Below are 25496 nucleotides of genomic sequence, written 5' to 3'. Positions count from 1 at the left end.
AATTAGCGTGCAAGTTTACGCTTATCCAGGCCGTACTTTTCGACCTTCATGATAAGGCCGGCACGGCTGATACCCAACTCTTTTGCCAGTTTGGATTTATTCCAACCTGTGCGGCGCAGACCCTCACGGATCATTTCGCGTTCCAGGTCTTCCAAAGCATCCTTCAACTTGCCTTGCAGGCGAGAGCCTTGAACTTTGTTCTTTTCGCCAGCTTCCAAAACTTTTGGAGACAGAAGTTCTGCCATCAGCTTTGTTTCATCACCGGAAAGAACACAAAGTCTTTCGATCTCATTTTGCAATTCACGCACGTTACCTGGCCATGGATAGTCATAAAGCTTTTCCAGGGCACGTTTGGTAATCTGACGTTTTGGTCCGCCTTGTTGGTCGTGAATTTTATTAAGGAAGAAGTCCACTAGGAAAGGAATGTCTTCTTTTCTTTCACGAAGAGGCGGAACGCGGATGTTGATAACATTCAAGCGATAGTACAAGTCTTCACGGAATGTACCTTGCTCAACCATTTCCTTCAGGTTTCTGTTTGTTGCCGCCACGATACGCACGTCCACTTTTCTGGACTCTGTCGCACCTACGGGCATGAATGTTCCTTCCTGAAGAACGCGCAGAAGTTTTACCTGCATCTGTGGGGAAGTGTCCCCGATTTCATCCAGGAAGAAAGTCCCTTTGTCGGCCATTTCGAAAAGACCTTTTTTGTCTTTCAAGGCGCCCGTGAAAGAGCCTTTTACGTGACCGAACAATTCGGATTCCAAAAGGTTGTCATTGAATGCAGAACAGTTCTGGATAATGAAAGGTTTGTCTTTACGGTGAGAGTTGTAGTGGATTGATTTGGCGATCAACTCTTTACCAGTACCGTTTTCACCTTGTACCAAAACCGTGGAATCTGCACCCTTGATCTTATCAAGCAAAGCATACAGGGATTGCATTGGTTTGGATTTGCCGATCATGTTGTCGTACTTGAAGCGGTTGCCCAGCTCCTTGTTCAACTCTTTGATGCGGTCTTCACGGGAAGAGATTTCCAGGTGAAGAGTCACGATTTCCTGAGCCACAAGCTCACACAGTTCGTTGAAATGCGCGCGCTCCTGGTCATCGAGGAACTTCAATTTGCCAAGACATTTTTCAATCACTTCGCCGGACATGCCGAAGGCGGCAAGGCGTTCGCGGATCTCTGTCAGACGAGAAGTAAAGTTGGAGTCACGGAAGAAGCCCATGGCCACAACGGTACCCACACAGTCATTGTCGATCATGATAGGGAAGACTCCCACATCAAAACCAACCATGTCCCACTTGCGCAAGGAGAATCTGTTCTGAGAAGTACGAAGATCATCCAAAGATTTTGTGACAAGCTCTGCGATACTTGCCTGGCCAGCTTCTTTTCTTACAAGAGCTGTGATTGCGGGATTGCTGAAGACGACTTTATCAGAGTCATAGCCTTTAAGCATTCCACGCTCATCCGTGAAAACCACGTCAATGTTCCACCACGCGCTGAGAATTTGTTTGAGCTTGTTGATGACATGTATATGTTCAAACTCATCCCAATTAATCATAAGTATCGTCCTTTCAGTGACTGTCAAAAGTATCGATACTTTTATCGTCAAGAAAGTTGACGAACTTTAGCGGGACTGTCTAAAGAGCGTGCAAACCTGGACCTTGGGCCGGAGAAACTGTCTCAGTTTAAGACTTATATTCCGGCGGAATGTGCACTTCGTTGCCATCGCGAAGCGAGTGGTAAGTTGGGGACATGATCTCGACTTTGGCTTCGTTGAAGCAGTCTTGCAAATTCTTGCGAAGATCTGAATAGACATCGTCAAACTTATTTGCAAGGTGAGTATGGACGTTCAGCTCGTACTCAACATAAGAATTTCCAAGATCCGTTTGGAAGATGAAAGGCTTGGGATCCTTCATCAGGCCTTCAGTGCGGGCTGCGGCATCCAGCATCAGCTGATGAACCCGACGCCAGTTGGTATCGTAGCCAATGGTAATGCGTGGATTTAGAATAAGTCCGTGTGAATCAGCCACAGCACTGTAGTTCATGATATGGCTGCTCAGAATATTTGAATTGGGAATTGTGATATCAACGTTCTTGATCGTGCGAATGCGTGTTACCAGCAGATTTTTTTCAACAACGTCGCCAATTGTGGGGCCGATCTTCACGCGGTCGCCAATCTGAAAGGGCCGCATATAGGTGATGACCAATCCTGCCACCATATTTGAAATAGCAGAGCTGGAACCCAAAGAAATCAAAAGACCCAGAAAGACCGAGACCCCTTGGAACGCCGGAGAGCTGGAGCCCGGCAGATGTGGGAAGATTATAATTAAAGTAAAAGCAAAGACCAGAATGCGAACTAGTTTGTAAGTCGGCTTGGCCCATTCAGCATGAAAGCCTTCAATCTTAAGATAGCCGCTTTCAATACGCTGGAAGAACATGCGGATGACCTTAAGCAGATAGCGCATCACAAAGATGATAATGATGATGTAGAAGGCCTTGGGGATGTACTCCAGAATCGTCTTAAAAACTTCTTTCAGGGGCGTCAGGATATACTGAAGCATGTTCTCGGACAGATAGTGGGTTTCCGGGAAGAAGCTAAATACCAGAGAGAAGTAGAAATAAAGCACCAGCAACGTGGCAACCACGCGAAGGGCCTTAAGCAGCCCACAGATAGCGGACACCATGGCCTGGGCCGTGATGATTTCAAAGTTGTGAAATTTGAGAGGACGAATACGGCCGTCACGAAGGGCGATAACTTTGAGTTGTAGCCACGGAAAAAGCCAGCCCATCAGGGAAAGAGCCACAATCATAATAACTGTGGCGATGCCGGCATTGACAAGAGCAGTGCTAAATTCTGATTCAAATAAAGTAGGCATACTTTATTTAGATCATAGAACTAAGTGTGTTGTAAACTGTGGAAGCGGAAGTATTCACCTTCATTTGACATCAGATCCCTGTGGGTTCCGATCTCGACAACTTCGCCAGCTTTCATCACGACGATCTTGTTGGCTTTCTGAATCGTGGACAGGCGGTGTGCAATCACTAAAGCGGTTCTGCCTTCCATCAGGTGGTCGATGCCTTTTTGCACTTCGATCTCGCTGGCTGTGTCCAGAGCGCTGGTGGCTTCATCCAGGATCAGTACCGGGGCATCCTTGAACATCGCACGGGCAATGCTGATACGTTGCTTTTCGCCACCGGAAAGAAGATTCCCACGGTCCCCGACACGGCTTTGATAGCCTTGCGGAGTCTTCATGATAAAGTCATGGGCATTGGCCAGTTTCGCCATGGCTGGGATGTCTTCTGGGGTGCGGTTATAGTCGCCAGCCCAGATGTTCTTTTCAATGGTGTCACTGAATAGGAATACGTCTTGAGTCACCAGCGCGACATTGCGGCGCAGGTCTTTAAGTCCGATGTGGTGAATGTTCACACCATCAATCAGAATTTCACCGGAGGTGGGATCAAAGAATCTTTCCAACAGGTTCACGATTGTGGACTTGCCACTGCCACTGGCGCCAACCAAAGCGACGACTTCGCCGCGGTTGATTTCCAGGTTCAGATTCTTCAGGATCATTTCTTTACCGTAGGTGAAGCTCACGTTCTTGTAAGTGATTTTCTTCCAGTCTTTCGGGAACGGAATTGGTTCGGCAATTTCAGGCACTTCTGAGGTGTTTTCAATGATCTCAAAGATACGGCGCAGGGAAATGGTCACTTCCTGAATGCGCACATAGGCTTCCTGCACACGCTTGATCGGCTGATTGATCATGAGCAAGGAGGCCACAAAGCCCACGAAAGTTCCGGGCGTGCTGCGACCGGCAGCGATTTCATAACTTACATAAAGGAACACACACAGAACAATGGCGGTGGCCAAAAATTCGGTCACTGGCCCGCTGGCTTCCTGGCGTTTGTAGATTGTTTTGCGGATATCCAGATACTTTTCAGATTCCTGCACCAGGCGGTTACCCATGTCCTTTTCCAGATTGAAGGACTGAATGATGCGAACGCCATCAAGACTTTCTTTGATGGTGGAGGTCATGTATTCCATGACGTCGCGTTCTTGAGGGATGTATTTGCGCATGCTGCGGGCGATGTTTTTCAAAATCAGCGCAATCACTGGCGCGATCAGGAAGGTCGCCAAAGTCAGCTTCCAGTCAATGCGGATCAGATTCACCAGCAAACCCACGAGCATTAACGGGTAAAGGAAAATGTCGGCGACCACGCGCAAGCCATCCTGAATGATACGAATATCGTTCAGAATACGACTGATCAGGCCGCCGGAGCCTGCGGCATAGTTGTTATGGAAGGACAGATTCAGGCGCATGAACTTTTGCTGAAGTTTTTGGCGCAGCCCCTGCACCACACGTTCTGCGGTGTAGTTCATCAGATAGATATGATAGTAACGAGAAGTGGCCTGCACCAGTGCCAGCCCCAGAGCCATCGGCACTAAAGTAGCCATAGCTTGTTGTTGGTTTGCAGAAAGACCGTCAAACAATCCTTTGATCATAAAGGCCAACTGAGTGGTGGCCAGCGCGTTTAGAATCCCGGTGATGGCGACGATATAAAGGGTGCTTTTAAACGGCTTAAGTTCACCCAGGAGCTTTTTGATTTCAGGTGCCATACGTTGTTTCCAGATTACGAGGTTTGGTGGCTTTCGATATAACGTTTGAGGTATTGCCCTGTCAGACTCTTTTTCACTTTCATGAGGTCATCTGGGGTGCCCGTTGCCACGATGTTTCCGCCTTTTTTACCCGCTTCGGGGCCGAGGTCAATAACATAATCAGACCCACGAATGACGTCTAAATTATGCTCAACCACGACGACACTGCCACCGGTTTCGATCAATTTACTCAAAACCTTCATAAGCAGTTCGACTTCGCGGAAGTGCAGACCGGTTGTCGGTTCATCCAGAATGTACAAGGTTGATTTCTGTTGGACCTGAGACAGTTCTTTGGCGATTTTAAGACGCTGAGACTCACCACCACTCAGGGAGCTGGCAGGTTGACCCAGTTGCAGATAATCCAGACCGACTTCTTTCAGAACACTTAACGGCTTACGAATATTCGGATGCGCCACAAAGAAGTTCATGGCCTCATTCACGGTCATTGAAAGAATTTCGTAGATATTCTTGTTTTTGTACTGAATTTCCAGAATCTCCGGACGGTACTTTTTCCCATCACAGACGTCACATGGAATCACGACGTTATCCATGAACATCATATCGATTTCTTCATAGCCCGTTCCTTTGCAGGCCGGACAACGACCACCATCGACGTTCAAGCTGAATGTTCCAGCGGTGTAACCACGGGATTGGGATTCAGGTGTCGTCGCCATGATGGAGCGAATTGCATCAAAGGCCTTCAAATAGGTGATCGGTGAACTTCGTGCGGATTTACCAATCGGGGACTGGTCAATAAGCAGGACGTTCTTGATGTTCTCAACTCCATCCAGGCCGGAATATTCTTGAGACGGAAGGTATTCGATATCCAGTGCGCGCGCCAAAGCCGGGTACAGAGTTTTGGAAATCAACGTTGATTTTCCCGAACCGCTGACACCAGTGACAGTGACCAGACGATTGAGTGGAATGACCACATCCAGATTTTTAAGGTTGTGGCCTTTAGCGCCTTTCAGTTCTATTTTTACCTTGTAGTTATCCACATCCACCGGACGAACAGCTCTGAGTGGCAGACCACTTTTCGAGGGCTTCAGATAAGGAACAGTGTTGGACTTTTCAAAGCTATAGAACTTATCAGTTGGTCCGGAATAGACGACCTCACCGCCGAGATAGCCCGAACCGGGCCCCATCTCGATGATGTTTTCGCTGGCTTTGATAACATCGTGATCGTGTTCAACGATCACAAGAGTATTTCCCAGATCTTTAAGGTCTTTCAGAATTGAGATCAGACGGTCATTGTCGCGGGGGTGAAGGCCGACAGTTGGTTCATCCAGAACATAGAGAGCTTGCGACAGACCCATTCCCAATTGATTGGCCAAGATCAGGCGCTGGTATTCCCCACCGGAAAGCGTGCGAGTTTCACGTCCCAGGGAAAGATAGTGAACCCCCACGCGCATCAGGAATTCCAAGCGCGAGCGGATTTGTTTAAGAACCTCGCCAGCGACCTCCTGCTGATAAGCGGTCAGCTCCAGCTTTTGGAAGAAGGTGTTGAGGTCTTCGATGGTCAGGTTGGACAGTTCATTGATGTTCGCACTTGAAATTAAAACGTGATTGGCTTCCGGGCGTAATCGGGCCCCTTTGCAAGTCGGGCACTGGAACGGACTGCGGAAGCGGGAGATAAAGACGCGAACATGCATCTTGTATTTGATCTGATCCAGATACTCAAACAAACCACGTACGCCGAAGAAGTCTTTGTTTCCATTCCAAATCACATCACGTTCAACCTTGGGAAGATCTTTCCAAGGAGTGTGAGGATCAATCTTGGCTTTCTTGCAATAGGCCAGTAGCTGCTTCTTTTCGTGAGCCGCACTGGGCATCCAGAAGGGACTCAAAGCTCCCTGCGCCAAGCTCAAAGCTGGATTCGGAATCACTTTTTCTTCATCAATATCAAGAATATTTCCAAAGCCCTTACAGGTTTGGCACGCGCCAATCGGAGAATTGAAGCTGAAAAGTTTGGAACTCAGTGGCGGTGGAGTGTAGCCACACACTGGACAAGAAGCCTCTTCACTGACTTGCAGACGCTGCCCGTCCGTGGAAAGGATCGTGGCTCTGCGAGTGATCAGATTTGTATTGTACTTGATGCTGGCATCATAGGCCTGAGTCAAAGAATCAGCAATGCGACCGCGTTCGTCTTCATTGAAGCTCATGCGGTCGATCACCAGATAGAATGTTTCTTTGGGAAGTCCTTTTTTGATAGCAGCGGCATCGCCGATTTCCACGACGGTGCCCATTTCTTCTGTTGTGGTTCCACTTGGTGAACTTGGAGCTGGGACAGCTTCAGGTTCAAGTTTTTTGGAAGCCTTCTTGGCAACCTTCTTTTTCCCGGCAGCTTTGGCGGGCGTCGCTTTTTTAGGTTGCTCTGTGATCTTGGGAATATAAATGCGCAGATAGCCGTCTTGCAAAAGCAGAGAGTGAAGTTTTTTACCTTCTGCTACACGGCCTTCGGCGTTGATTTCCACCAGCAGATAACCGCGTTTTCCGGCAAAGTTCTTTAGGACCTTGTCGGTGGCTTCGGTCACACTTTCTTTTTCGGTGGGACAGTGGTGGGTCGGACAATAAGACTTGCCGATCTTTTCATAAAGCAGGCGCAGATAGTCGATGATCTCTGTCGTCGTACCCACGGTCGAGCGCGAGCTTTTAACAGTGTTTTTCTGTTCGATAGAGATGGCCGGGGGGATGTTGTTGATCCCCTCGATATCCGGCTTGGGGGCTTTATTCAAAAACTGTCGGGCATAGTTCGACATGCTTTCGATAAAGCGACGCTGTCCTTCGGCGAAAAGCGTTTCGAAGGCCAGGGAGGATTTCCCGGAACCACTGGGGCCACAGATCACTGTCATTGAACCGACGGGAATCTTGACCTCAATGTTCTTAAGATTGTTTTGTTTCACCCCCCAGAGGTGAATATCCTTCATTCAGAGAAATCCTGTTTGTAAAAGTCAGTGGCTTCTTCAGCCTTGTTCGAGGCAGCTGTTGGCTCAGTGCCTTCGACGAATGCCTGACGGATAATTTTTTTGGTAGAGGCAGAAGCCAATTTGCCAGTTTCGCTATCGATATTAGCAAACACAATACCGTCGGGCACGGGGAAAGTCATCTGAGGAAGTCCTTCGTGAGCCGCTTTCATGTAGTCTACCCAGATCGGTAAAGCAGAGCGTCCGCCGACTTCGCCTTTGCCAAGACTCTTTTCCTTGTCAAAGCCCACCCACACACCAGTCGAGATCTGAGGGCTGTATCCGATAAACCACGCGTCATAGTAATTATTGGTGGAGCCTGTTTTCCCGGCGACTTCACGGCCGACAGCGCGAGCGCGTCCACCAGTACCACCAGCGTCTTCAACCACGCCTTTTAACAGAGTTGTCATCACATAAGCAGTGGACGGGCGGATCAGTTGATCCGGGTCCTGGAAGAAGATGCTGTCATCCAACTTGGCCTTTTTGGGGTCCTTCTTTTGTGTCTCTTCCTCTTTGTTTGCGGCATTGATTGATTCCAGGAACGTTTTGCGACGTTCTTCAAATCCGTCATTGATAGACTTGATCTCTTTATCAAAGCGGGTATCCAGGGACACTGTTTTCAACAGATTTTTTCCATTGGCATCATCAACTCTGTGAATCAGTAGCGGTGAAAGCCTTTTTCCCAATCGACCAAACTCAGAAAACACCTTGGTCATTTCATACAAAGTCACACTGCTGGAACCCAGAGCCAGCGTGAAGTCTGGATTTAAGGGACTGTAGATTCCCAGGCGTCGGGCATAATCAGTTGCCCAAGGAACTCCGACATCTTCAATGATTTTAACGGTTGGGATATTTAAAGACTTCACCAAAGCATTGCGGAACAGAATGTCACCACCGAAGCTCTTAGAGTGATTCGAAGGCTTCCAGACTTTCAAGTCGCCCTGGCCTTCAGAGTCGTCAGCGGCAGCGCCACCTTCTTCGTAAACAATCGGAGCATCCATGACGGGTGTTGCAGGGTTGTAGCCTTTTTCCAGAGCGGAAGCATAGACGATAGCTTTGAACGCAGAGCCCGTCTGGCGAGGGGCTTGAATGGCGCGATTGAACTCACTTTTTGCAAAGCTTGAACCGCCGACCATCGCAAGAACGTCTTGATTCTGCTGGTCAAAGGAAATCAGAGCGCCCTCAACCAGAGGCTCTTGATCCAGTTCCAGTCCTACAAACTTGCTCAAGTCCGCGGGTCCGGTTGTGGCAACGCCTTTCTTCTTAGCCGCACCCTGCAGGCGACTGGATGTGAATTGATCAGCGACGACTTTAACAAGAATGACGTCGCCTTTTTTCAAGGCTTCGGATGGTTTTTTGATAGAGGCCAAATCCCAGCGCTGATCAGAGTCCGGCTTGCGGGCCCAGGTCATCGTGTCGATATCAATCAAACCAAATGTTTCAGGCAGGCGTACATAGACCAGCCCTTGAGCGTCGTCGATTTTTTCAACCACACCGCTGACAGTGTCTTTCAGTTTGATATATGGAGGCAGCAGGGGATGCTCTTTTGCATCTTGAGCCGTCTTTACGGGGACGATATCTGCAAACTTCCCGTCCGGCATAATGATGCGCTCAGGAGTGAAGTCAGAGATCAGCTTCTTTTGGGCCTCTTTCAGGAAATCTTCGATATCACTGTTGTCTGAGATATTTTTCTGAGGACCGCGATAGCCCTGGCGCTTGTCCAAAGATTTTAAGCCCTCTTTGACGGACTCTTGGGCAGCCAGTTGTTTGGTCAGATCAAGGCTTGTATAGATACGAAGTCCTTTATCCAAAACAAGGTCTTCACCTAATTGTGTAACAAGAAGTTGGCGGACGGTTTCCAGATAGAAGGGCGCAAACTCTTCATAGTTCTCGCGCACATAAACTTTGACCGGCTCTTGAATGGCGGCTTCAGCTTCGTCTTTGGTGACAAATCCTACATCGGCCATGCGGCGCAGAACATAGATCTGTCTTTCTTTAGCGCGCAGTGGATTGCTAACCGGACTGTAGCGGGAAGGCGCCTGAGGAAGCCCCGCCAGAATCGCCATTTCGGAAAGTGTCAGCTTGGCAACGGGTTTGCGATAGTAAGTCTGCGCAGCTTGTTCAACACCATAAGCACCTTGACCGAAGTAAATCTGATTCAGGTACAGGAACAGAATATCTTCCTTGCTCAGGTTGCGCTCCATCTCCATCGCCAAAAGAATATCGCGCAACTTACGAGTCAGAGTTTTTTCTGAAGACAGCAACAAAGTTTTAGCCACCTGCTGAGTGATCGTGGATCCACCCTGCACAGAGCGCCCGGCGCGAAGGTTGGCCAAGGCCGCACGGAAAATAGCCTGAGGATTAATCCCCTTGTGCGAGAAGAATTGATCATCTTCGGCCGCCAGAAAGGCGTTGATCAGATTTTTGGGAATCTTGTCGTAAGGAACCAATGTTCTTCGTTCGCGGAAGAACTCACCGATTTTTTTTGTTGTTGCGATCATAGACCTGACTGACCAGCAGTGGCTGATAGTCTTTGACCGTGATCAGTTGAGGCAGACCGGATTTTACAGATTGGATAATTAGATACGCACTGAGGATGCCAATAAGACCGAGGGCGATGAAGAATAGCAGGATCTTTTTTAACACTGTGGGGGGCTCCTTTAATAAGCCCCCATTCTAGCAGTGTGCAAGGGTAGGGTCTAGGGACACTGGCCCGAAGGCTAGTTGCGTGTCCCTTTGGTTTTCTTACTCTCGCGAGCAGACCTTTTTGACTTGGCTGAAGCCATTGAGCTTTCCAGATTGCAGTCTGGGTCTGACGTGGCAATAACACCGTTGATCTTGGCAAGTTCGCCGGATATTTCAGAGGAAGCCTCGTCCGCCGTGTACTCCGCACTTTTCTTTGGAGCTGGAGAGCTTTTAAGAACCATCAGCTCATTGGAAGCAGTTGTGAGGGCTTTTTGCAAACTGGCCTGACGGGTGGACAAAGCCTGAAGTCGTGTTTGCAGCTCCTGTTGAGCCGCAGTCATCTTTTGCTGGGTCAAAGTCATCAGATCTGTGACTTTCTTTTCAGCAGCAGTTTTCTTTTTTGTCGTGGAATCTTTCATTTGTTGAAGCTGGGTTGAAGCCAGAGACAACGTATCATGCAGCTCATCCATGCTGGCTTCAGCAGAACGGATTTTATCGTCCAGAGTTTCAATTTCAGCCTGGGTTTCTTCGCCGACTTTAAGACGTGCTTGTTGGAAGCGGTTCATGCACTTTTGGAAGGCATCCAAAGCGGCCGCTTTCTGAGCTTTGGCTTTGGTGATATGGTTTTTGCTGGAAGTGCCGCTGACGCCACCATATTCTTTGGCAGCTTTCAGGTACTCGCCATTGCAGGTGTATTTACTGGTTTCTGCCGTCAGTTCCAGCATTTTGGTTTGCTTGTTGCGCAAAGCTGTCGTGCGTGCACTGCGCAGGGAAATCAACTCGCTGCCTTTCGCACGCAGTTGTTCTTTATTGGAGTTTTGAGCCTGCTGAAAGCTGGCAAGGGCTTCACGCTCTTCAGCATCAAGATCCTCTTTGGATTTTTCCAGCTCCTGCTGCGCATCGGTCAATGCCTGTTGAAGTTCAGCGATCTTTTCGTTGAATTCTTTTTCGATATCCGCTTTTTCCTGTCCAAGATCAGCGATATCTTTTTCCGTGTCTTTGACTTCCTGATTCAGGCGTTTGATCTCGTCAAAGTAGTCTCGTCCATTCATTTGAGGGCAGGCAGATCCCAAATTTGAATTCATTGGAAGGCCCAGAACTGTCCCGATAGCATCTGTAGTACTAAACTCTTCACTGCCGACAGTGTCGGCACAGGATTCCGCTTTTGCCACACAGTTTGAGCCAGCGCCCAGCCCAGCTTTACGGCAGGCGGCACCGATGGCTCTCTCGGCTTCGGCAATTTTGTCACGGCCGTTGTTGCACTCCTGTTTCTTCATCGTATTTTCGTAGGCTTCTGGAGATATCTGCACGGAAACCCCGGGTGCCGCTGGTTGAGCATAAGACACTGCAGGGACCACAAGGGATGCCGCACTCAGAATATTGATGACTAATTTGACAGCTGATCTCTTTTTAGAGTTTGAAATCGTACTCATTTGATTTCCTCCCCGATGATGGTTACTGATGCAAGTGCAGTACCAATTATCGGCAGGGGCGACCAAAAAGTTTACGTCTCAGAATGAGAAAAGCCCGGTGGGCACCGGGCTTTGGTAAGTTTTAAGCCACTGCACTTGTGCAGTTAGGGCACTTGCGGGCTTTGACCGGGATCTGAGAGCAGCATTCCGGACATTCTTTAGTGGATGCCGGAGCAGCTTCAGGAGCTTTTTGCATCTTATTGGCCGCTTTTACGATCAGGAAGATGGCAAAGGCCACGATCAAGAAGTCCAAAACGAAGTTCAGGAAAATACCATAGTTAAGTGTCGCCACACCGGCTTGCTTGGCTGCATCCAGCGTTGCATAAGATTCGCCGTTCAAAGCGACAAACAAGTTGGAGAAATCAACTTTGCCCAATCCCAAACTCAAAACGGGAGTCAGGATGTCAGCAACGAATGATGAAACAATCTTACCAAAAGCGGCACCGATAATGATACCAACGGCCATGTCCAGGACATTGCCGCGCATAATAAACGTTTTGAACTCTTTAACCATAGTGGGTTCCTTTCTTAGAACTTCGCAACAAGGTTCATTGTAGTCGTAGTTGTTGTGTACTTGCCATTAACGGGTACTTCATTCTGATATTGTAATAGGTAAGCCAATTTCAGAGAGAAGACGGAATTCAACATAATGTTCAAAGAAGCTTCAGTGTTGAACAAGTAAGCATCCTTCTCTGTGAAGTTTGGCAAATACTCCGCCCAGTACTTGAAGGACAAAGTTTTATCCAGGGCTTTGTTGAACTCAGAATACACACGGCCCATGTTGTCGTTGGCAACAGTCCCTGCTGTAGACAGAGTTTTTTGATAGCGATAACCGACCTCGAAGAACCAGTTCATTTCATCACTTTTGATCAAGGAATACTTCAAACCAAGATCCGTGGAATCCCTTTGTACGTATCCATTGAATACGTCACTTTCCGCTTTTTGACCGGCAAACACGCCCAGATAGTCTGTCAATTCACGCTCATAACGAGCACCGGCTTCCCAGTTGCGTGCACTTTCAACACCGTTAGAATCAGTTTTCAGGTAGCGACCGAAAGCTGAGTAAACGTTTTTTTCGTGTGTGTAGACAGCTTTTCCTTTTGCAGCATAACTTTGGGACTCACTGTTGCCGCTGACAACAACCGCACCCGCCTCTGCTTCACCAGTAAAAGGCTCAGCTGCCACAGCAGAAAGAGAACAAAGCAAAGCGAAAACACTTGCCGACAATGAGAACAGTTTCATAGCAAAATCTCCTTTTATTTAGACAGGTTTTGACTCTAATTTTTTTTCGACAGTCATCCAAGAAAAATGTGGTGAGAAACACAGCAAAATCTGTTATTTTTTGTTCGAGGTTTGTGACGGTGCAAAAGGGTTTTAATTCGGACATTACGGTGCGTGGGCAGAAGTACCACATTCAGACAGAGGATTGGGGAGTTCAAAATCCCTATTTGGTAAGCAGAATTTTCTGCAATGGTGCGGTTCTTAAGACCATCAAAACACCTTACGATACCGTCTTGAAGCTGGGATCAACTCAGTCAGAAGAAGCTATTAAGCTGGCGCTGCGTCGCCAACACAGTACCGTCATCGATACTTTGATGGCGGGGAGCATGCCTTAACTTCCTAAAAAAGGGGTTTTCACTCTAAAACCTCGACTTGTGGCGAGTACTCATCAGCCTTCATCTTTCATAAGATGAAGGGATGATTGAATTCTCTCACGTCTATAAGACTTACCCCGGCCCGGTTCATGCCCTGAAGAATGTTGATTTGCGAATCGACAAGGGTGAATTCGTATTTCTTACAGGTCCCAGTGGGGCGGGGAAGACCACTCTTTTCAAAATGATTTCGGCCTATGATGTCGCCACTTCCGGAGATGTGAAGGTGGCAGGGCACGATCTGCTGACAATTCGTGATTCTCAGATTCCCTTCTTTCGCAGAAAGATCGGAGTGATCTTCCAGGACTTCAAACTTCTGAAGGACCGCACCATCTTTGAAAATGTAGCCTTGCCGTTGCAGGTTCGCGGGGACAAAACCCCTGCCATTCAACGCCGGGTTTATGAGGTGCTTGAACAGGTGGGGCTGGCACACAAACATGATCAATACCCTGACTTTGTATCCGGGGGAGAACAACAGCGCACCGCCATTGCCCGGGCCATCATTCACCAGCCGGGTGTCTTGATTGCCGATGAGCCAACAGGAAATCTCGATCCGCGTTTAAGTGAAGAGATCATGGATCTTTTGGAGCGGGTGTGTTCGCGAGGCACAACAGTTTTTGTGGCAACCCATGATCATGAGATGGTCAAGCGCCGTAACAAACGCACACTACAGCTTCAGGATGGAATGATTGTGGGGGACACCAAGTGAGACCTCCAAGAAAGAACTGGGCATTAAAGCTTTCCACCTTGGTCGTCGTGACGGCTTGCTTTGTCGTGATGGGGGCCGCCCTTCTTATTTCACAGAACTTCCGAAATATCCTGACCTTGTGGGGCGAAGATGTGCAGATGACAGTCTATCTGGCGCAGGATCTTTCTGACTCTGGTCGCGAGAACATTCAGGCTCGCCTTAAGGAAAACGACGAAGTGGGGGCCGTGAAGTTTATTTCTCAGGAAAAGGCGCTCGGGGACTTCCGCTTGCAAATGGCAAGTTATGCTCCGGACATTTCGCAGGATGAAGAGCTGTTGCGACTGATTCCGGCCAGCTTTCAGGTGCAGTTGAGCTCTTCGGTGGCGACGGCTGATCAAATGCCGGTGTTGCAAAAGCTCGCCGAGCAGGTGAAGGGTCTTCAAGGAGTCGAAGAGGTCAGCTACGGGCAGGACTGGGTGGAGAAATATGCGGCACTGGTCAGTGCCATTGAAATCACTTTGCGGGCGCTTTGCCTGGTGATCCTGCTGGCCTCTTTGTTTGTTATGTCCAACGCGATTCGCGCCTCGATTCAGTCTCGTAAAGATGAAATTGTTGTTTTGGAAATGATCGGCGCGACCCCGTCGATGATTCGCAAACCCTTTTTGATAGAGGGCGCCTTCCTGGGGGTTTTGTCTTCTTTGATGGCGATGGTTTTGTGTTTTGTGGTTTATGTGGGGATCAAGAATCTGCTGACAACAAAACTAAGCTTTCTGCAATTAGGGCAGCATATCGAATTCCTAGGGCCTATTGTTCTGGTGGCTTTTGTTTGTGTCGGTACGGCTTTGGGAGCTTTTGGTTCCTATCTTTGCGTGCGCAGTATTAACGACGGATTTGCCGGAAGTCAGGGGACATAGTTTGATTTGGTCACGAATTCTTTTGGCATTGTGTCTGATATTGTCTGTGGGGGCGAAAGCATCGGCTCCGACGGACGTGGACAGTCTTGCCAAGGATTTTGAGGCCACCAAAAAGAAGCTTGAAGATGAAGAGATGAAGCAGCGTCAGGTTTTATCGGCGCTTTATCAACTTAATAAGAAAATCAAAAAGATTGTGACGGAAAAAGGGGAGCTGTCCCAGGACCGGGCCTTTTTGGAAGTCAGTGTTCGCAATCTGACCGTTAAAGTGGAAGAACTGGATCGAAAATCCAAGCAGCAACGTCTGATGCTGGCCGAACGTCTGCGTGCCATGTACAAACTGGGCGGACCTTCGATTGCGCGATTCCTCTTTTCTTCGAACAGCTCTGTTTCCCTAGAACGAAATTTGAAAATTCTGGGCGTGGTGGCCGCTCGCGATCTGGAGCTGATCAAGAACTACTCCAAGGACCTTAAGGAGCTGGAATCAAAAAGGAAAAGTCTGGCGCAGAAGCTTGAGGGCCTGAAGGCTGTTGAGCTTAAGATTGCCAATCAGGAGAAGGTTCTGCGTAAAGAGCAGGACCTTAAAGGCAAGCTTCTGGATGGCATCCGCAAGAATAAAATGTTTGCCCTGAATAAGATCAATGGCCTTCGGGAAAAGTCCCTTCAGTACAATATTGAAGATGCCGGACTTTTCGACCTGCTTTTTTAAGCCGTCCTTTGCGGACCAAAAAGGCAATTTGCCGGTTCCTTTGGAAGGTGTGGTCATCCATAAATTTGGACTTATGAAAGGTCAGGAACACCCCTATACTTTATCACACAAAGGTATCTTCATCGCGGCGGCCAAAGGCAGCAATGTCAAAGCCGTGTTTGATGGAAAGATTTCCTATGTGGGGCACATTCCCGGATTTGGGACGACGTTGATTGTGGATCATGGCGATCACTACTACAGCGTTTATTCTCACACTCAGGATGTGAAGGTGAATACCGGTGATGAGGTCACTGGATCACAAGTTCTTGCTCAGGTGGGCGAGGCTCCATTGGATGGCTCCTCTGGACTGTACTTTGAAATTAGACATTTTTCCGAACCCTACGACCCGCAACAGTGGATGAAAGGACTCTAACACTATGCAATCACTCAAACGCTACTGGAAAACCTATATACTGGGTGGTGCCCTTCTGCTGGTTTTGTTCATCATGGCAGAAACAGGTTTTCAAGTTAGAGCCTTCGCACAGGAAAGGTACGCGGATCTTCAGAACTTCAGTAAAGTTTTGAATCTGATTCAGCAGTACTATGTGGAAGAAGTAAATACCAAGAAGCTGGTTTACGGCGCCATCAAAGGGATGCTGCGGGAGCTGGATCCACATACGAACTTTATGCCACCAGAAATGTTCAAGGACTTTGAAACTGAAACCAGTGGAGAGTTCGGCGGCTTGGGGATTGAGATTTCCATCCAAAACAGCATTCTGACCATCATATCCCCGATTGAAGATGCACCGGCTTGGGAAGCGGGTATCAAGGCTGGGGATAAAGTTGTGGGTATCGATGGGACCAGCACCAAGGGTATGAGTTTGGTGGAAGCATCCCAGATGATGCGTGGAAAAAAGGGCAGCAAGATTGTGTTGCGAGTGGTTCGTGATGGGGAAGAAAAGCCGCGTGATATCACGGTTGTTCGTGGAAGTGTGAAAATTAAATCTGTGAAGTACACGGATCTGGGCGATGGCTTTGCATACGTGAAAATCACAAGCTTCATCGAAAACACAGCCAAAGATCTGCAGAAGGCTGTTGAAAATCACATGAAGAACAATAAAAATCAAATGTCTGGATTGCTTATCGACATGAGAAGAAATCCGGGTGGTTTGCTGGATCAAGCAATCAAAGTCAGTGATATGTTCCTGAAAGATGGCACGATCGTCAGCACGATTGGTCGTAACAAAAATGAAAAAGAAATCGCAACGGCGACTAAAAAAGGACAGTACACCAATTTCCCTATTGTGATTTTGGTGAATGAATACACAGCCAGCGCCAGCGAAATTGTGTCCGGGGCTTTGCAAGATAACAAACGTGCTTTGATTGTAGGTCAAAGAACATTCGGAAAAGGTTCAGTGCAATCTGTGATCAAGCTGGGTGACGGCAGTGGTTTGAAGCTGACAGTGGCCCGCTACTACACGCCAAACGGGGTTTCCATCCAGGCGGAAGGTATTCATCCTGATATTGAAATCGAAGATGTTGATACAGATGCCTTCTCTAAAGCGGTTGTAAAATCTGTGACCACCCGCGAGGGTGATATCGCCGGTCACTTGAAGGGTGATCGTGAAAAAGCCGCGGAAAAACTTGACGTAAAACAAGGTGCGGAAGAGGGTGCGTTAGCTTGGTGGAAAGACGTGGGATCAAAAAAAGAAGACAAGCTTTCGCCACGCGACAAACTGTTCAAGACAGACTATCAGGCATATCAAGCATTTAGCTATCTGAAGGCTTGGGACACCCTGAAAGCTTTGACGCGCTAGTTATTGATTAAGGAATTTAGAGGCCCTACTCTACCGCCACAAGCAAGGCAGAGGGGGCCTTTCATGTTTAAAAAGACCAAATTTATCATAGCCTTAGGCATGCTCGTGGGCTCTGTTTCTCAAGCTCAGCATGTTGGTTTTGAAAAGGGTAACGTCCTCACGGCCACGCCAATTCAAGGACAAGTTCGAGTTATGTGTGGTGGATTTAACGGAAGTGGATCCGCAGTTTATACTTGTCGTGATCTGGTTTTGTTTCCCAATGCTTACGACAACTTTGTCGGGCCTCGTGATGGAAGAGCCACGAAGGTGGAGCTGACAGCATTCCATCAAGATGGATCCAATCGCAGTAAAACAGAAGACTATCAGGGCTCTCGCGGGCGCAGTGATAATGCATTCAACTTGTGGATCTCGACGTTATTCCAAAAGCCACTTCTGGAAAATGGAGTGAACAAAGTGAATTATCGATTGTTGGGAAGTAATACTGTTTATGCAGAAGGAACTTTCACGGCGATCGTTAATAAAGGTGCACAGAAAGAGTGCCCTCCAACGACCTATCAGTCCACGGATATCAACGATTGCAGCTCTCAGTACTCGGTCTGCCAACGTTACTTCCGCGAATTCAATAACTGCCAGTAATTTAGTGAGCCCTAAGAGGCGATGGACAGGCTGACGGCGTTGCGCCCGTTTTTCTTGACGTGGTAAAGAGCTTCGTCAGCCTGATGAATCAGACTGTCCATGTTTCCAGTCCATTCCGATCCAGAGTTACAGGCAATGCCCGCACTGACTGTCACGCGCAGACCCGGTGCCAGATCCGACATATCACAATTCAGAATTTCCAAGCGAATGCGCTCGGCAATGTCCCGTCCTGCCACTGGATTTGTAAAAGGTAGAATGGCCAGAAACTCTTCGCCACCGATTCTTCCAATCATATCACCGCGACGCAGGCTCTGGGCGCCGATCTTGGCAACGCGTTTGATCACCTCATCGCCGACGGCATGCCCATAGGTATCGTTGATTTTTTTAAAGTGATCGATATCAAAGATAATCACCGCCAAAGAATGCTTCTGGCGCAGGCAGGTGCTCAGGGATTGTTCTCCGAAATCCAGAATGTGACGTCGATTGGGGATGCGAGTCAGTTCGTCGGTCAGAGCCAGTTCGCGCATGTGGCGGGCCGCCCGAATTTGACGAATTGTAAATAGTGCTGTGAGCCCCAAAAGCAAACTTATCAGAAGAAGAATGACAAGCTGAGCCTCGTTCTTGGCTTTGAGCATGCGGTTGTCTTCTTCCTTTTTGCTAAGATCGAACTTGAAATTCATCTGGCGCAGTTGTTCGTCAGCTTTGATCTTGTGAAGGCGATCAGAATGCTTTTTAAACTCTTGCATTGAAAGATAGGCTTCTTTCCACAGTCCGGTGCCCTCATAAAGGCGGGCTTCTTCCTGACGGATTTCCATGGCCAGTTGAACCGAGGATGGCTCGATGTTCAGATCCGCAGCCTTCTTCAGATTTTCAAGAGCCAGCTTATTGTTGCCCAGCTTCAGATACGCTCGGCCCAGCTCCAGATAGGATTGTCCCAAGGACTTTGGAAGATTCATGTCTTTCAATGTATGGATGGCACTTTGCAAATGGGAAAGGGCTTTGTCGGGTTGGTCCATGTTGTTGTAAAGGGAGCCCAAGGCGCGCTCTACGACCGCCTGACTCTTTACGTTCCCCAGGCTTTTATGAATGCTCAGTGATTCTTGCAGATGGCTAAGAGCGGATTTGTAGTCACCCAGATCTTCATAGCGGCGGCCCATATTATTCAGAACCACGGCGATGTTTCGTTGCTTATTCAGGGCCCGGTTTTTTGCCAGCACTTCTTCGAAATACTCCAGAGCTTTTTTGTTCTCGCCCATGCGTCCATAAAGAACCGCAATGGAATTCAAAGTGATGCGCTCCATGTTGGTATTCTTTTGGACAGCAAACATTTCCCGCGCGGCCAGAAGACTTCTCAGACTTTCCGAAAATTGATTCTGATAAGACAGCAGTTGGCCCAAATTCAATAATGCCTTGGCTTCTGGTTCAGGCAGCTTTTCGCGCCGACTGGCTTCAAGGACACTCATCAGTCCATCCAGTGCGGCTTTGGATTCGCCCGTGGCTTCCAGGGCAGCATAGTGACAAAGCTCGATTTTCAGTCGCAGTTCTTCGTTCAGGTTTTCGGCATGCGCATATTTCTGCGTCAGCTTGATGGCTTCTGTCGGATCGTTGTTGTCCACCAGGATTTCACATTTCAAAAGATCTTTTTCCAGATGAATGCGGGTTTCTGTGACGGGAACGGTGGATTCAATCTTCTGGATCAGCTCAAAAGCTTTGCGAGGATCAGCACCAGCCAAGTCTTGTGCTTCCAATAGCAAATCTTGTCCCTTCGATGAAGAGGCAAAGACGGGGGATTGGCAGCAGATTCCCAAAATAAGACACGCAATAGCTGAGGCTCGCATTGGGATACTTTTCGGAAAAACGGAGTATGGACTAAAGTGAAACTGCTAAAGAGTCGCGCACCACTTTAAGGGGGAAAGACCTGCGTCGCACTCTTCGTTTAGATACTGAATCAGGGCTTGAGTCATTTCGGGACTTTTGATGTCGTCAGGCTCATGCACGAAATAATAAACCCGTTGCAGGCCGGCCTGACTCCAGTGATTCAGGCGACGGGACCACTCCTGCGAGCGGGTGTAATCGCTGGGATCCAGATCATTGCCGATGATCCTTAACATGGTAAAAGGCGCGCTGATGGAGGTGTGTAAAACATCGCGACGACCGGCCACATCAGTGATGACAAGGCCCAAGCCGCGGCCTTGCAGGTATTGGGTTAATGCGGGAAGAATCTGACGGTCTTTAAACCAACTGGGGTGGCGGAACTCCAGGGCCAGTTCAAACTCCTGAGGCCACTGCTGTAGAAAGTAAAACAAAGCAGCTTTGCGGGAATAATCAAAATGCGGAGGAAACTGCACAAAGCACGGCCCACGATGTTCTTGCAGACTTTCCACGAAGCGCAGCCATTCTTTGAGTAAAGAATTATCGAGCATGCCTTGTTCAGAGTGTGAAAGACCCTGAAACAGCTTCGGACAAAACTGAAACTGTGGGGTGACTTGTTCGCGCCATTTAAGAACTTGTTCATGAGTCGGAATGCGATAGTGGGACGTGTTCAGTTCGATGGTGTCGTAGTTATGTGCGTAGTGGGTCAGGAAATCAGCAGCCTTGGTTTTTTCGGGATAGATCTTGCCGACCCATTCCTTATGCCCCCAGGCCGGGGTGCCCAGAAGAAAACGTGTGGGTGTATCAGTGTGTGGAAGCTTATTTAAATAGGCCAGAGATGCGCCATCGTCCGGTGGCAGGGACCAATCAACATTCGCGATAGAGGAAAGCTTTCCAAACTCCATAAGTAAATTCCGGGCAAAAAAAAGCCCGCCAGACAAATGCCTGACGGGCCTATGTTCAATCAGAAATTAGTGGTTTTCTTCTTTCAAAGAACCCGCTGGAACTTCTTTCACTTTCACGGACTTGTTCAGGAAAGCGATCACTTTCTCTTCAGTGAGCATGTAAGTAAGGCGGGAAGCCTGCTCTGGACGGCCGTAGAATTCCTTGATGCGGGATTCTTCGATACCAGTTTGTTGAGCGTACTCAGCAAATTTCGCATCCAAATCTTCTTTTTTGCAGAACAAATCGTGTTTCTTCGCGATAGCATCAACTAGGAAAGAAGACTGGATCATTTCAGCCGCAGTCTTTTCGAAATCGCCATCCCATTTTTCAACGTAAGAAGCGAAATCATTTGGACCCATGCCTTGTTCAGTCATGCGTTTTTTGAAGTCTTCAACCAAAGAAGCTTTTTGTTCTTTCATCAAAGAAGGTGGAACTTCAACTGGGTTTTCTTTAACAAGAACTTTCAACAGACGGTTTTTGAAAGCGTCTTCAACGCGTTTAGTTTCAGTTTGTTCCAAATCTTCCTGGATGGATTTTTTCAAAGCATCAAGGTCAGATGGGCCACCCAAGGTAGCGATGAATTCGTTCGTCAGTTCAGGCAAAACTTTTGTTTTGATCTGATTCAAAGTCACTTTGAACTCAACTGGTTTACCAGCAAGGTCTGCAGAGTGGTATGGATCTGGGAATTTCAAAGAAAGAGTTTTTGTTTCACCCTTTTTCATGCCCACGATGCCGTCTTCGAAACCTTCGATGAATTGTTTTGCACCCAACTCAAGGTTGTGATCTGTGCCGGAACCGTTTTCAAGTGGCGCACCACCCATGAAGCCTTCAAAGTTAATAACTGCAACATCACCTTTGTTAGCAGCGCGATCATCAGCAACAGCTTCGAAAGTTGCGCGGGAAGCGCGGATGTTTTCAAGAACTTGATCCACTTTTTTGGAATCGAATTCGATTTTTTCTTTCTCAACTTCCAAACCTTCGTATTTCTTCAGAGCGATCTCTGGACGAACATCGAAAGCTGCAGAGAAAGAGAAGTCTTTGTTCTCTGTTGGATCTGCAAATTCAAACTCAGGATAGCTGATCGGCTCAAGTTTGTGCTCATTCAAAGCTTCAGAGTAGTGCTTTTGGATCAAGTCTTGAACAACGTCTTGTTTTACGCGGTCACCGTAAAGACTTTTGATTGTCGCCAAAGGAGCTTTGCCTTTACGGAATCCTTTGATTGTTACTTCTTTTTGGATGCCATTGAAGATCTTTTGGAAAGCAGTTTGAACAGAAGCTGCAGGAACTTCGATGTTCAACTTTCTAGAAAGATTAGAGACCTTTTCTACGTTTGATTTCATGTCTATTTCTCCTAAATTACGCCAACGCGTTATAAACTGGTGGATATTAGAAGACGGGCCGACTTTAGGCAACCGTAATGCTATGCGTAATGCCTATAAATCAGAGGTCAGAGACACTCTTAGAACCTATGAAGCAAGAGATTCACTTTGTGACAGGAAAAGGGGGCGTGGGGAAGTCCATTTTGGCGGCGGCCCTGGCCTTAAAACTCAGTCAGGAGGGGAAAAAGACCCTTCTTGTCGAGCTGGGCGACCAGAGCTTTTTCAAGGACTTTTTCAGTGTTCCCCATGTGGGTTTTCAGCCGACTTCGATTCGCCCCAATCTGTCTTTAGCTCTTTGGACGGGCGAAGCCTGTTTGCACGAATACGCAAGGCACTTCATCAAAGTCGAAAGTCTGGCAAAACTCTTTTTTGAAAACGCCGTCATGCGGGCCTTCATCAACGTAGCCCCGGCCCTGCCGGAGCTGGCGATTTTGGGAAAAGTCACCAGTGGTCCGCGCAAACACGGACCACCGTTGCCATTTGACTGTGTTGTGGTTGATGCCTTTGCCACAGGACACTTTATAGCCCTGCTTGAAGCTCCAAAGGGCATGGCCGAGGCCGTGCAATTTGGACCGATGGGCGAGCAAAGTCGCAGTATCGACGCTCATCTGCGCAATCCAGAGATTTGTAAATATCACGTTGTGACCTTGCCAGAAGACCTTCCTTTGAAAGAAGCGGACGAATTGATTTCTCGATTGAGATCTGAGTTTTCTGTCACACCGGAATTGATTTTGAACAAGATGATGGAAGCGCCGGTTTCTGAGGGTGAACTGCAAGCCGCACAAAAAGAAAGCGGTGATCTGGCCAAGTTTGCTGAATACTTGGAAAGTCACATTCAGCGTCAGAAACAGATGTGGTCTGAGGCGGAAAAAATGGGAGTCCGTTTGACCAAGGTGCCTTTGTATTTTGAAAGTCAGCCTTGGGCCTTGGTGGAAAAAGTGGCGGGGAATCTTCGATGATATCACTTTTTGAAAACACAAAAGTTTTGGTGTGTGTGGGAAGCGGTGGCGTAGGTAAAACCACCGTGGCCGCCTCTTTGGCGGTGCTGGCGGCTCAGGAAGGAAAACGTGTTCTGGTACTGACAATCGATCCTGCCAAGCGTCTGGCGCAGACCTTGGGCATTGAGGGAACGAAAGACATCACTCGTGTGCCGGGGCAAAACTTCAAGGGTGAGCTGTTTGCTTCCGTCATTGATCACAAAAAAACCTTCGATGACTTTGTGGCCCGGGCGGCCCGGAAAACCGATGCAGCCCAGAAGATTTTTAATAACAGTCTGTACAAGCAGCTTTCCACCAATTTGAGTGGCTCGCAGGAATTCACCGCTCTGGAAAAATTGTATTCATGTTATGAATCCGGCGAATTTGATTTGATTATTCTCGACACTCCACCAACGAAGCACGCCATTGATTTTCTGAATGCTCCACAAAAGCTCTCTGCATTGTTTCACGAGGGCGTGGCAAAATGGTTCCGAGATCCTGAAGGAAAAAAAAGTGGATTCTTCGGTCATCTTTTGCAGACCGGGACTCGCCAGGTTTTAAAAGTTCTTGAGTCATTGACGGGCTCTAATTTCATTCGAGAACTCGGAGACTTCTTCGTGAACATCGAGCAGTGGCAGGAAAAACTTTTGGGGCGCACCGTGGATGTGCATCGCATGCTGGTGGCTCCGACCACGCAGTTTTGCCTGGTGACGTCCTTTGATCAGGCGAAACTGAAGGAAGCCGAATATTTTTCCAAGGAAATCAAAAAGGGCGGATACCATTTGGGGACGGTCGTCCTAAATCGTATCTTCCCTTACTGGCTGGACCTCCGTTCGGCTCAAGATCTGGGAAAAGAGCACGAAGATCTTGTAAAGTTGTATTCCCAGATGCGCTCCTACTACAATCAAAGGGATCAGCTTTACCAGCAGTTTGAAGCCGGTATGAAGGCCGATGCCCGTGTGTTCCGTATTCCCGATCTGATTAAGGATATTTCGGATCTTTCCGGCCTTGAAGAGCTGGGGGCCTTGATTGTCGAAGGAGAAAAGAAAGCATGAAGTATATTTTGCCAATGGCGGTGATTCTGCTTTCAGGCTGTTCGTTGTTTCAGCGCCAACCGGAAAATACCGGACAGGAGCAAGCTCAGGAGCGGGCTCAACTGGTTAATGCGGAAAAAGCGTTGGCGGCAGGCAGCTTTGATCAGTCGGTGATCCTGTTTAAGGAATTCCAGGGACTGCATCCTCAATCCCAGTATTTGCAGGCGTCTCGTTTAGGGGAAGCTCAGTCCTTCGCAGGTCAGGGGAAGTGGCAGGAGGCTTTGGATCTATATCGGGATATTTCTGTCAAAACCCGCGTGTATCAACCGGAAATTGCAGCCTTGGCTTTATACCGAATGTCGTTTGCGTATGAGGCGTTGGGGGATGATCTAAAAACTGTGGCATCTTTGCTGGATGCGAAAACTCTGGGACAATATCTGCCTTTGGAAATTGCGCTGGCAGAAATTCCTGCACGCCTGGCGATTGTTTATGGCCGACAGGATCGTGAACGCGAGGCGATCGCGTATTTGAATGAAGCCGAGCGTGGAATTGAAAAAGTTCAGGCTGAAAAAGGCACAGAACTTCCACAAGACTGGCTGGTTAAAACGTATGTGCAAATGGGCGGAGTTTCCACCAACCAGCTGTCGGCGGGTAGCTTTGCCGCATTTGTTCGTGGGCAAAAGCTGGTACAGGTGTATTTGCTTCGGGCTCTTCGTTTGGGGGACGGCGTCTGGTCGAAACGCGCCTTAACAACTCTTCTTGAGACCTACCGTGATCTTTATACGCAAGTAGAAGCGCAACGGGAGGTGCGCCACCTGCAGTCCAGTTTCGGTGCGGAGCTGTTGGGGTTGATTGAGCGGGCCGAGCTTTATAAGCCCTTAAGCGGGCAAAATATGAACTCCTACGAAACTGAGTTCTTTGCATATCTCTTAGAGGTCCGAAAGAAAACCGAGTTGCTTATCTATAACGCGGGTGAAACGATGGGGCTGACTGAGGAATCTCAGCGCCTGCACAGTCTGAAAAGGGCCGGGCGAGTCAAAGAAATCACTATACCTCTTCCCCCAAAAGTGGTTCCCTCGGAAGATCCGAATTTATAATTTCTGTTATTGCTGTACGAAGGAG

The 25496-nt window shown here is 48.2% G+C and carries 22 protein-coding genes; 10 read left to right on the top strand and 12 right to left on the bottom strand.

All coding sequences use genetic code 11. From position 1 onward, the window contains the following. Positions 1-2: 2 nt before the first annotated feature. From ACES2G_RS17315 to ACES2G_RS17275, 9 genes are all read right to left on the bottom strand, one after another. Positions 3-1559: a sigma 54-interacting transcriptional regulator gene (locus ACES2G_RS17315; RefSeq protein ID WP_374000868.1), complete on the bottom strand. Its 1557-nt coding sequence runs from the start codon at positions 1557-1559 to the stop codon at positions 3-5. A gap of 127 nt (positions 1560-1686) precedes the next feature. Beyond that, the gene (locus tag ACES2G_RS17310; RefSeq protein ID WP_347355897.1) at positions 1687-2877 is read right to left on the bottom strand and encodes a mechanosensitive ion channel family protein; all 1191 of its coding nucleotides are present in this window, start codon (positions 2875-2877) and stop codon (positions 1687-1689) included. A gap of 20 nt (positions 2878-2897) precedes the next feature. After that, on the bottom strand, positions 2898-4616 hold the full coding sequence (locus tag ACES2G_RS17305; RefSeq protein ID WP_347355899.1) for an ABC transporter ATP-binding protein: 1719 nt from the start codon (positions 4614-4616) through the stop codon (positions 2898-2900). Positions 4617-4630: 14 nt separating this feature from the next. Further along, complete coding sequence (uvrA, locus tag ACES2G_RS17300; RefSeq protein ID WP_374000867.1) at positions 4631-7582, bottom strand: excinuclease ABC subunit UvrA; 2952 nt, start codon at positions 7580-7582, stop codon at positions 4631-4633. Continuing rightward, entirely contained in the window at positions 7579-10119 is a 2541-nt protein-coding gene (locus tag ACES2G_RS17295; RefSeq protein WP_374000866.1) for a penicillin-binding protein 1A, read from the bottom strand. The genes uvrA and ACES2G_RS17295 overlap by 4 nt, the downstream gene beginning before the upstream one ends. Next, complete coding sequence (locus ACES2G_RS17290) at positions 10091-10264, bottom strand: hypothetical protein (RefSeq protein WP_374000865.1); 174 nt, start codon at positions 10262-10264, stop codon at positions 10091-10093. The genes ACES2G_RS17295 and ACES2G_RS17290 overlap by 29 nt, the downstream gene beginning before the upstream one ends. A 74-nt stretch (positions 10265-10338) precedes the next feature. Beyond that, positions 10339-11736 (bottom strand): hypothetical protein, encoded by a 1398-nt coding sequence (locus ACES2G_RS17285; protein ID WP_347355904.1) that lies wholly within the window; start codon positions 11734-11736, stop codon positions 10339-10341. A 121-nt stretch (positions 11737-11857) separates the two neighbouring features. Beyond that, positions 11858-12289: a large conductance mechanosensitive channel protein MscL gene (gene mscL / locus ACES2G_RS17280; RefSeq protein WP_347355906.1), complete on the bottom strand. Its 432-nt coding sequence runs from the start codon at positions 12287-12289 to the stop codon at positions 11858-11860. A 14-nt stretch (positions 12290-12303) separates the two neighbouring features. Next, entirely contained in the window at positions 12304-13017 is a 714-nt protein-coding gene (locus ACES2G_RS17275) for a DUF481 domain-containing protein (RefSeq protein ID WP_347355908.1), read from the bottom strand. A 113-nt stretch (positions 13018-13130) separates the two neighbouring features. On the opposite strand from ACES2G_RS17275, the gene ACES2G_RS17270 reads away from it, so the two are divergent. The 7 genes from ACES2G_RS17270 to ACES2G_RS17240 all read left to right on the top strand — a co-directional run bounded on the left by ACES2G_RS17270 (position 13131) and on the right by ACES2G_RS17240 (position 18167). Continuing rightward, entirely contained in the window at positions 13131-13391 is a 261-nt protein-coding gene (locus ACES2G_RS17270) for a hypothetical protein (protein ID WP_347355910.1), read from the top strand. Positions 13392-13473: 82 nt separating this feature from the next. Next, entirely contained in the window at positions 13474-14136 is a 663-nt protein-coding gene (gene ftsE, locus ACES2G_RS17265; RefSeq protein ID WP_374000864.1) for a cell division ATP-binding protein FtsE, read from the top strand. Then, the gene (locus tag ACES2G_RS17260; protein ID WP_347355913.1) at positions 14133-15029 is read left to right on the top strand and encodes a permease-like cell division protein FtsX; all 897 of its coding nucleotides are present in this window, start codon (positions 14133-14135) and stop codon (positions 15027-15029) included. Before ftsE ends, ACES2G_RS17260 begins: the two co-directional genes overlap by 4 nt. 1 nt (position 15030) lies before the next feature. Further along, on the top strand, positions 15031-15735 hold the full coding sequence (locus ACES2G_RS17255; RefSeq protein WP_374000863.1) for a murein hydrolase activator EnvC: 705 nt from the start codon (positions 15031-15033) through the stop codon (positions 15733-15735). A gap of 28 nt (positions 15736-15763) precedes the next feature. Beyond that, positions 15764-16147, top strand: a complete 384-nt coding sequence (locus tag ACES2G_RS17250) for a murein hydrolase activator EnvC (protein WP_374000862.1) — start codon at positions 15764-15766, stop codon at positions 16145-16147. Positions 16148-16151: 4 nt separating this feature from the next. Beyond that, positions 16152-17531, top strand: a complete 1380-nt coding sequence (locus tag ACES2G_RS17245) for a S41 family peptidase (protein ID WP_347355916.1) — start codon at positions 16152-16154, stop codon at positions 17529-17531. Between the two features lie 63 nt (positions 17532-17594). Further along, complete coding sequence (locus tag ACES2G_RS17240; RefSeq protein WP_347355918.1) at positions 17595-18167, top strand: hypothetical protein; 573 nt, start codon at positions 17595-17597, stop codon at positions 18165-18167. A gap of 11 nt (positions 18168-18178) precedes the next feature. Here the strand turns inward: ACES2G_RS17240 and ACES2G_RS17235 are convergent, their stop codons facing one another. From ACES2G_RS17235 to tig, 3 genes are all read right to left on the bottom strand, one after another. After that, the gene (locus ACES2G_RS17235; protein WP_374000861.1) at positions 18179-19915 is read right to left on the bottom strand and encodes a diguanylate cyclase; all 1737 of its coding nucleotides are present in this window, start codon (positions 19913-19915) and stop codon (positions 18179-18181) included. A gap of 135 nt (positions 19916-20050) precedes the next feature. Beyond that, a complete protein-coding gene (locus tag ACES2G_RS17230; protein ID WP_374000860.1) occupies positions 20051-20944 on the bottom strand; it encodes a DUF72 domain-containing protein in 894 nt (297 codons plus the stop codon). A gap of 66 nt (positions 20945-21010) precedes the next feature. Beyond that, positions 21011-22324: a trigger factor gene (gene tig, locus ACES2G_RS17225; protein ID WP_374000859.1), complete on the bottom strand. Its 1314-nt coding sequence runs from the start codon at positions 22322-22324 to the stop codon at positions 21011-21013. Between the two features lie 128 nt (positions 22325-22452). Between tig and ACES2G_RS17220 the strand changes: the two genes are divergently transcribed. From ACES2G_RS17220 to ACES2G_RS17210, 3 genes are read left to right on the top strand one after another with little or no spacing between them, the layout of a single operon-like run. Continuing rightward, positions 22453-23322 (top strand): ArsA-related P-loop ATPase, encoded by an 870-nt coding sequence (locus ACES2G_RS17220; RefSeq protein WP_347355923.1) that lies wholly within the window; start codon positions 22453-22455, stop codon positions 23320-23322. Further along, on the top strand, positions 23319-24395 hold the full coding sequence (locus tag ACES2G_RS17215; protein WP_374000858.1) for an ArsA family ATPase: 1077 nt from the start codon (positions 23319-23321) through the stop codon (positions 24393-24395). The genes ACES2G_RS17220 and ACES2G_RS17215 overlap by 4 nt, the downstream gene beginning before the upstream one ends. Then, positions 24392-25471 carry a tol-pal system YbgF family protein gene (locus ACES2G_RS17210; protein WP_374000856.1) on the top strand — a complete coding sequence of 360 codons (1080 nt, stop codon included), beginning with the start codon at positions 24392-24394 and terminating at the stop codon, positions 25469-25471. Before ACES2G_RS17215 ends, ACES2G_RS17210 begins: the two co-directional genes overlap by 4 nt. Positions 25472-25496 lie beyond the last annotated feature (25 nt).

This window comes from Bdellovibrio bacteriovorus (assembly GCF_041888015.1).
Classification (GTDB): domain Bacteria; phylum Bdellovibrionota; class Bdellovibrionia; order Bdellovibrionales; family Bdellovibrionaceae; genus Bdellovibrio.
This window is presented reverse-complemented; position numbering and strand designations above follow the sequence as displayed.

Coding starts and splice junctions, on each gene's coding strand:
- uvrA (WP_374000867.1), bottom strand. CDS start 7,582: ATGAAGGATATTCACCTCTGGGGGGTGAAACAAAACAATCTTAAGAAC.
- ACES2G_RS17315 (WP_374000868.1), bottom strand. CDS start 1,559: ATGATTAATTGGGATGAGTTTGAACATATACATGTCATCAACAAGCTC.
- ACES2G_RS17310 (WP_347355897.1), bottom strand. CDS start 2,877: ATGCCTACTTTATTTGAATCAGAATTTAGCACTGCTCTTGTCAATGCC.
- tig (WP_374000859.1), bottom strand. CDS start 22,324: ATGAAATCAAACGTAGAAAAGGTCTCTAATCTTTCTAGAAAGTTGAAC.
- ACES2G_RS17215 (WP_374000858.1), top strand. CDS start 23,319: ATGATATCACTTTTTGAAAACACAAAAGTTTTGGTGTGTGTGGGAAGC.
- ACES2G_RS17295 (WP_374000866.1), bottom strand. CDS start 10,119: ATGATCGCAACAACAAAAAAAATCGGTGAGTTCTTCCGCGAACGAAGA.
- ftsE (WP_374000864.1), top strand. CDS start 13,474: ATGATTGAATTCTCTCACGTCTATAAGACTTACCCCGGCCCGGTTCAT.
- mscL (WP_347355906.1), bottom strand. CDS start 12,289: ATGGTTAAAGAGTTCAAAACGTTTATTATGCGCGGCAATGTCCTGGAC.
- ACES2G_RS17230 (WP_374000860.1), bottom strand. CDS start 20,944: ATGGAGTTTGGAAAGCTTTCCTCTATCGCGAATGTTGATTGGTCCCTG.
- ACES2G_RS17245 (WP_347355916.1), top strand. CDS start 16,152: ATGCAATCACTCAAACGCTACTGGAAAACCTATATACTGGGTGGTGCC.
- ACES2G_RS17240 (WP_347355918.1), top strand. CDS start 17,595: ATGTTTAAAAAGACCAAATTTATCATAGCCTTAGGCATGCTCGTGGGC.
- ACES2G_RS17210 (WP_374000856.1), top strand. CDS start 24,392: ATGAAGTATATTTTGCCAATGGCGGTGATTCTGCTTTCAGGCTGTTCG.
- ACES2G_RS17275 (WP_347355908.1), bottom strand. CDS start 13,017: ATGAAACTGTTCTCATTGTCGGCAAGTGTTTTCGCTTTGCTTTGTTCT.
- ACES2G_RS17285 (WP_347355904.1), bottom strand. CDS start 11,736: ATGAGTACGATTTCAAACTCTAAAAAGAGATCAGCTGTCAAATTAGTC.
- ACES2G_RS17220 (WP_347355923.1), top strand. CDS start 22,453: ATGAAGCAAGAGATTCACTTTGTGACAGGAAAAGGGGGCGTGGGGAAG.
- ACES2G_RS17305 (WP_347355899.1), bottom strand. CDS start 4,616: ATGGCACCTGAAATCAAAAAGCTCCTGGGTGAACTTAAGCCGTTTAAA.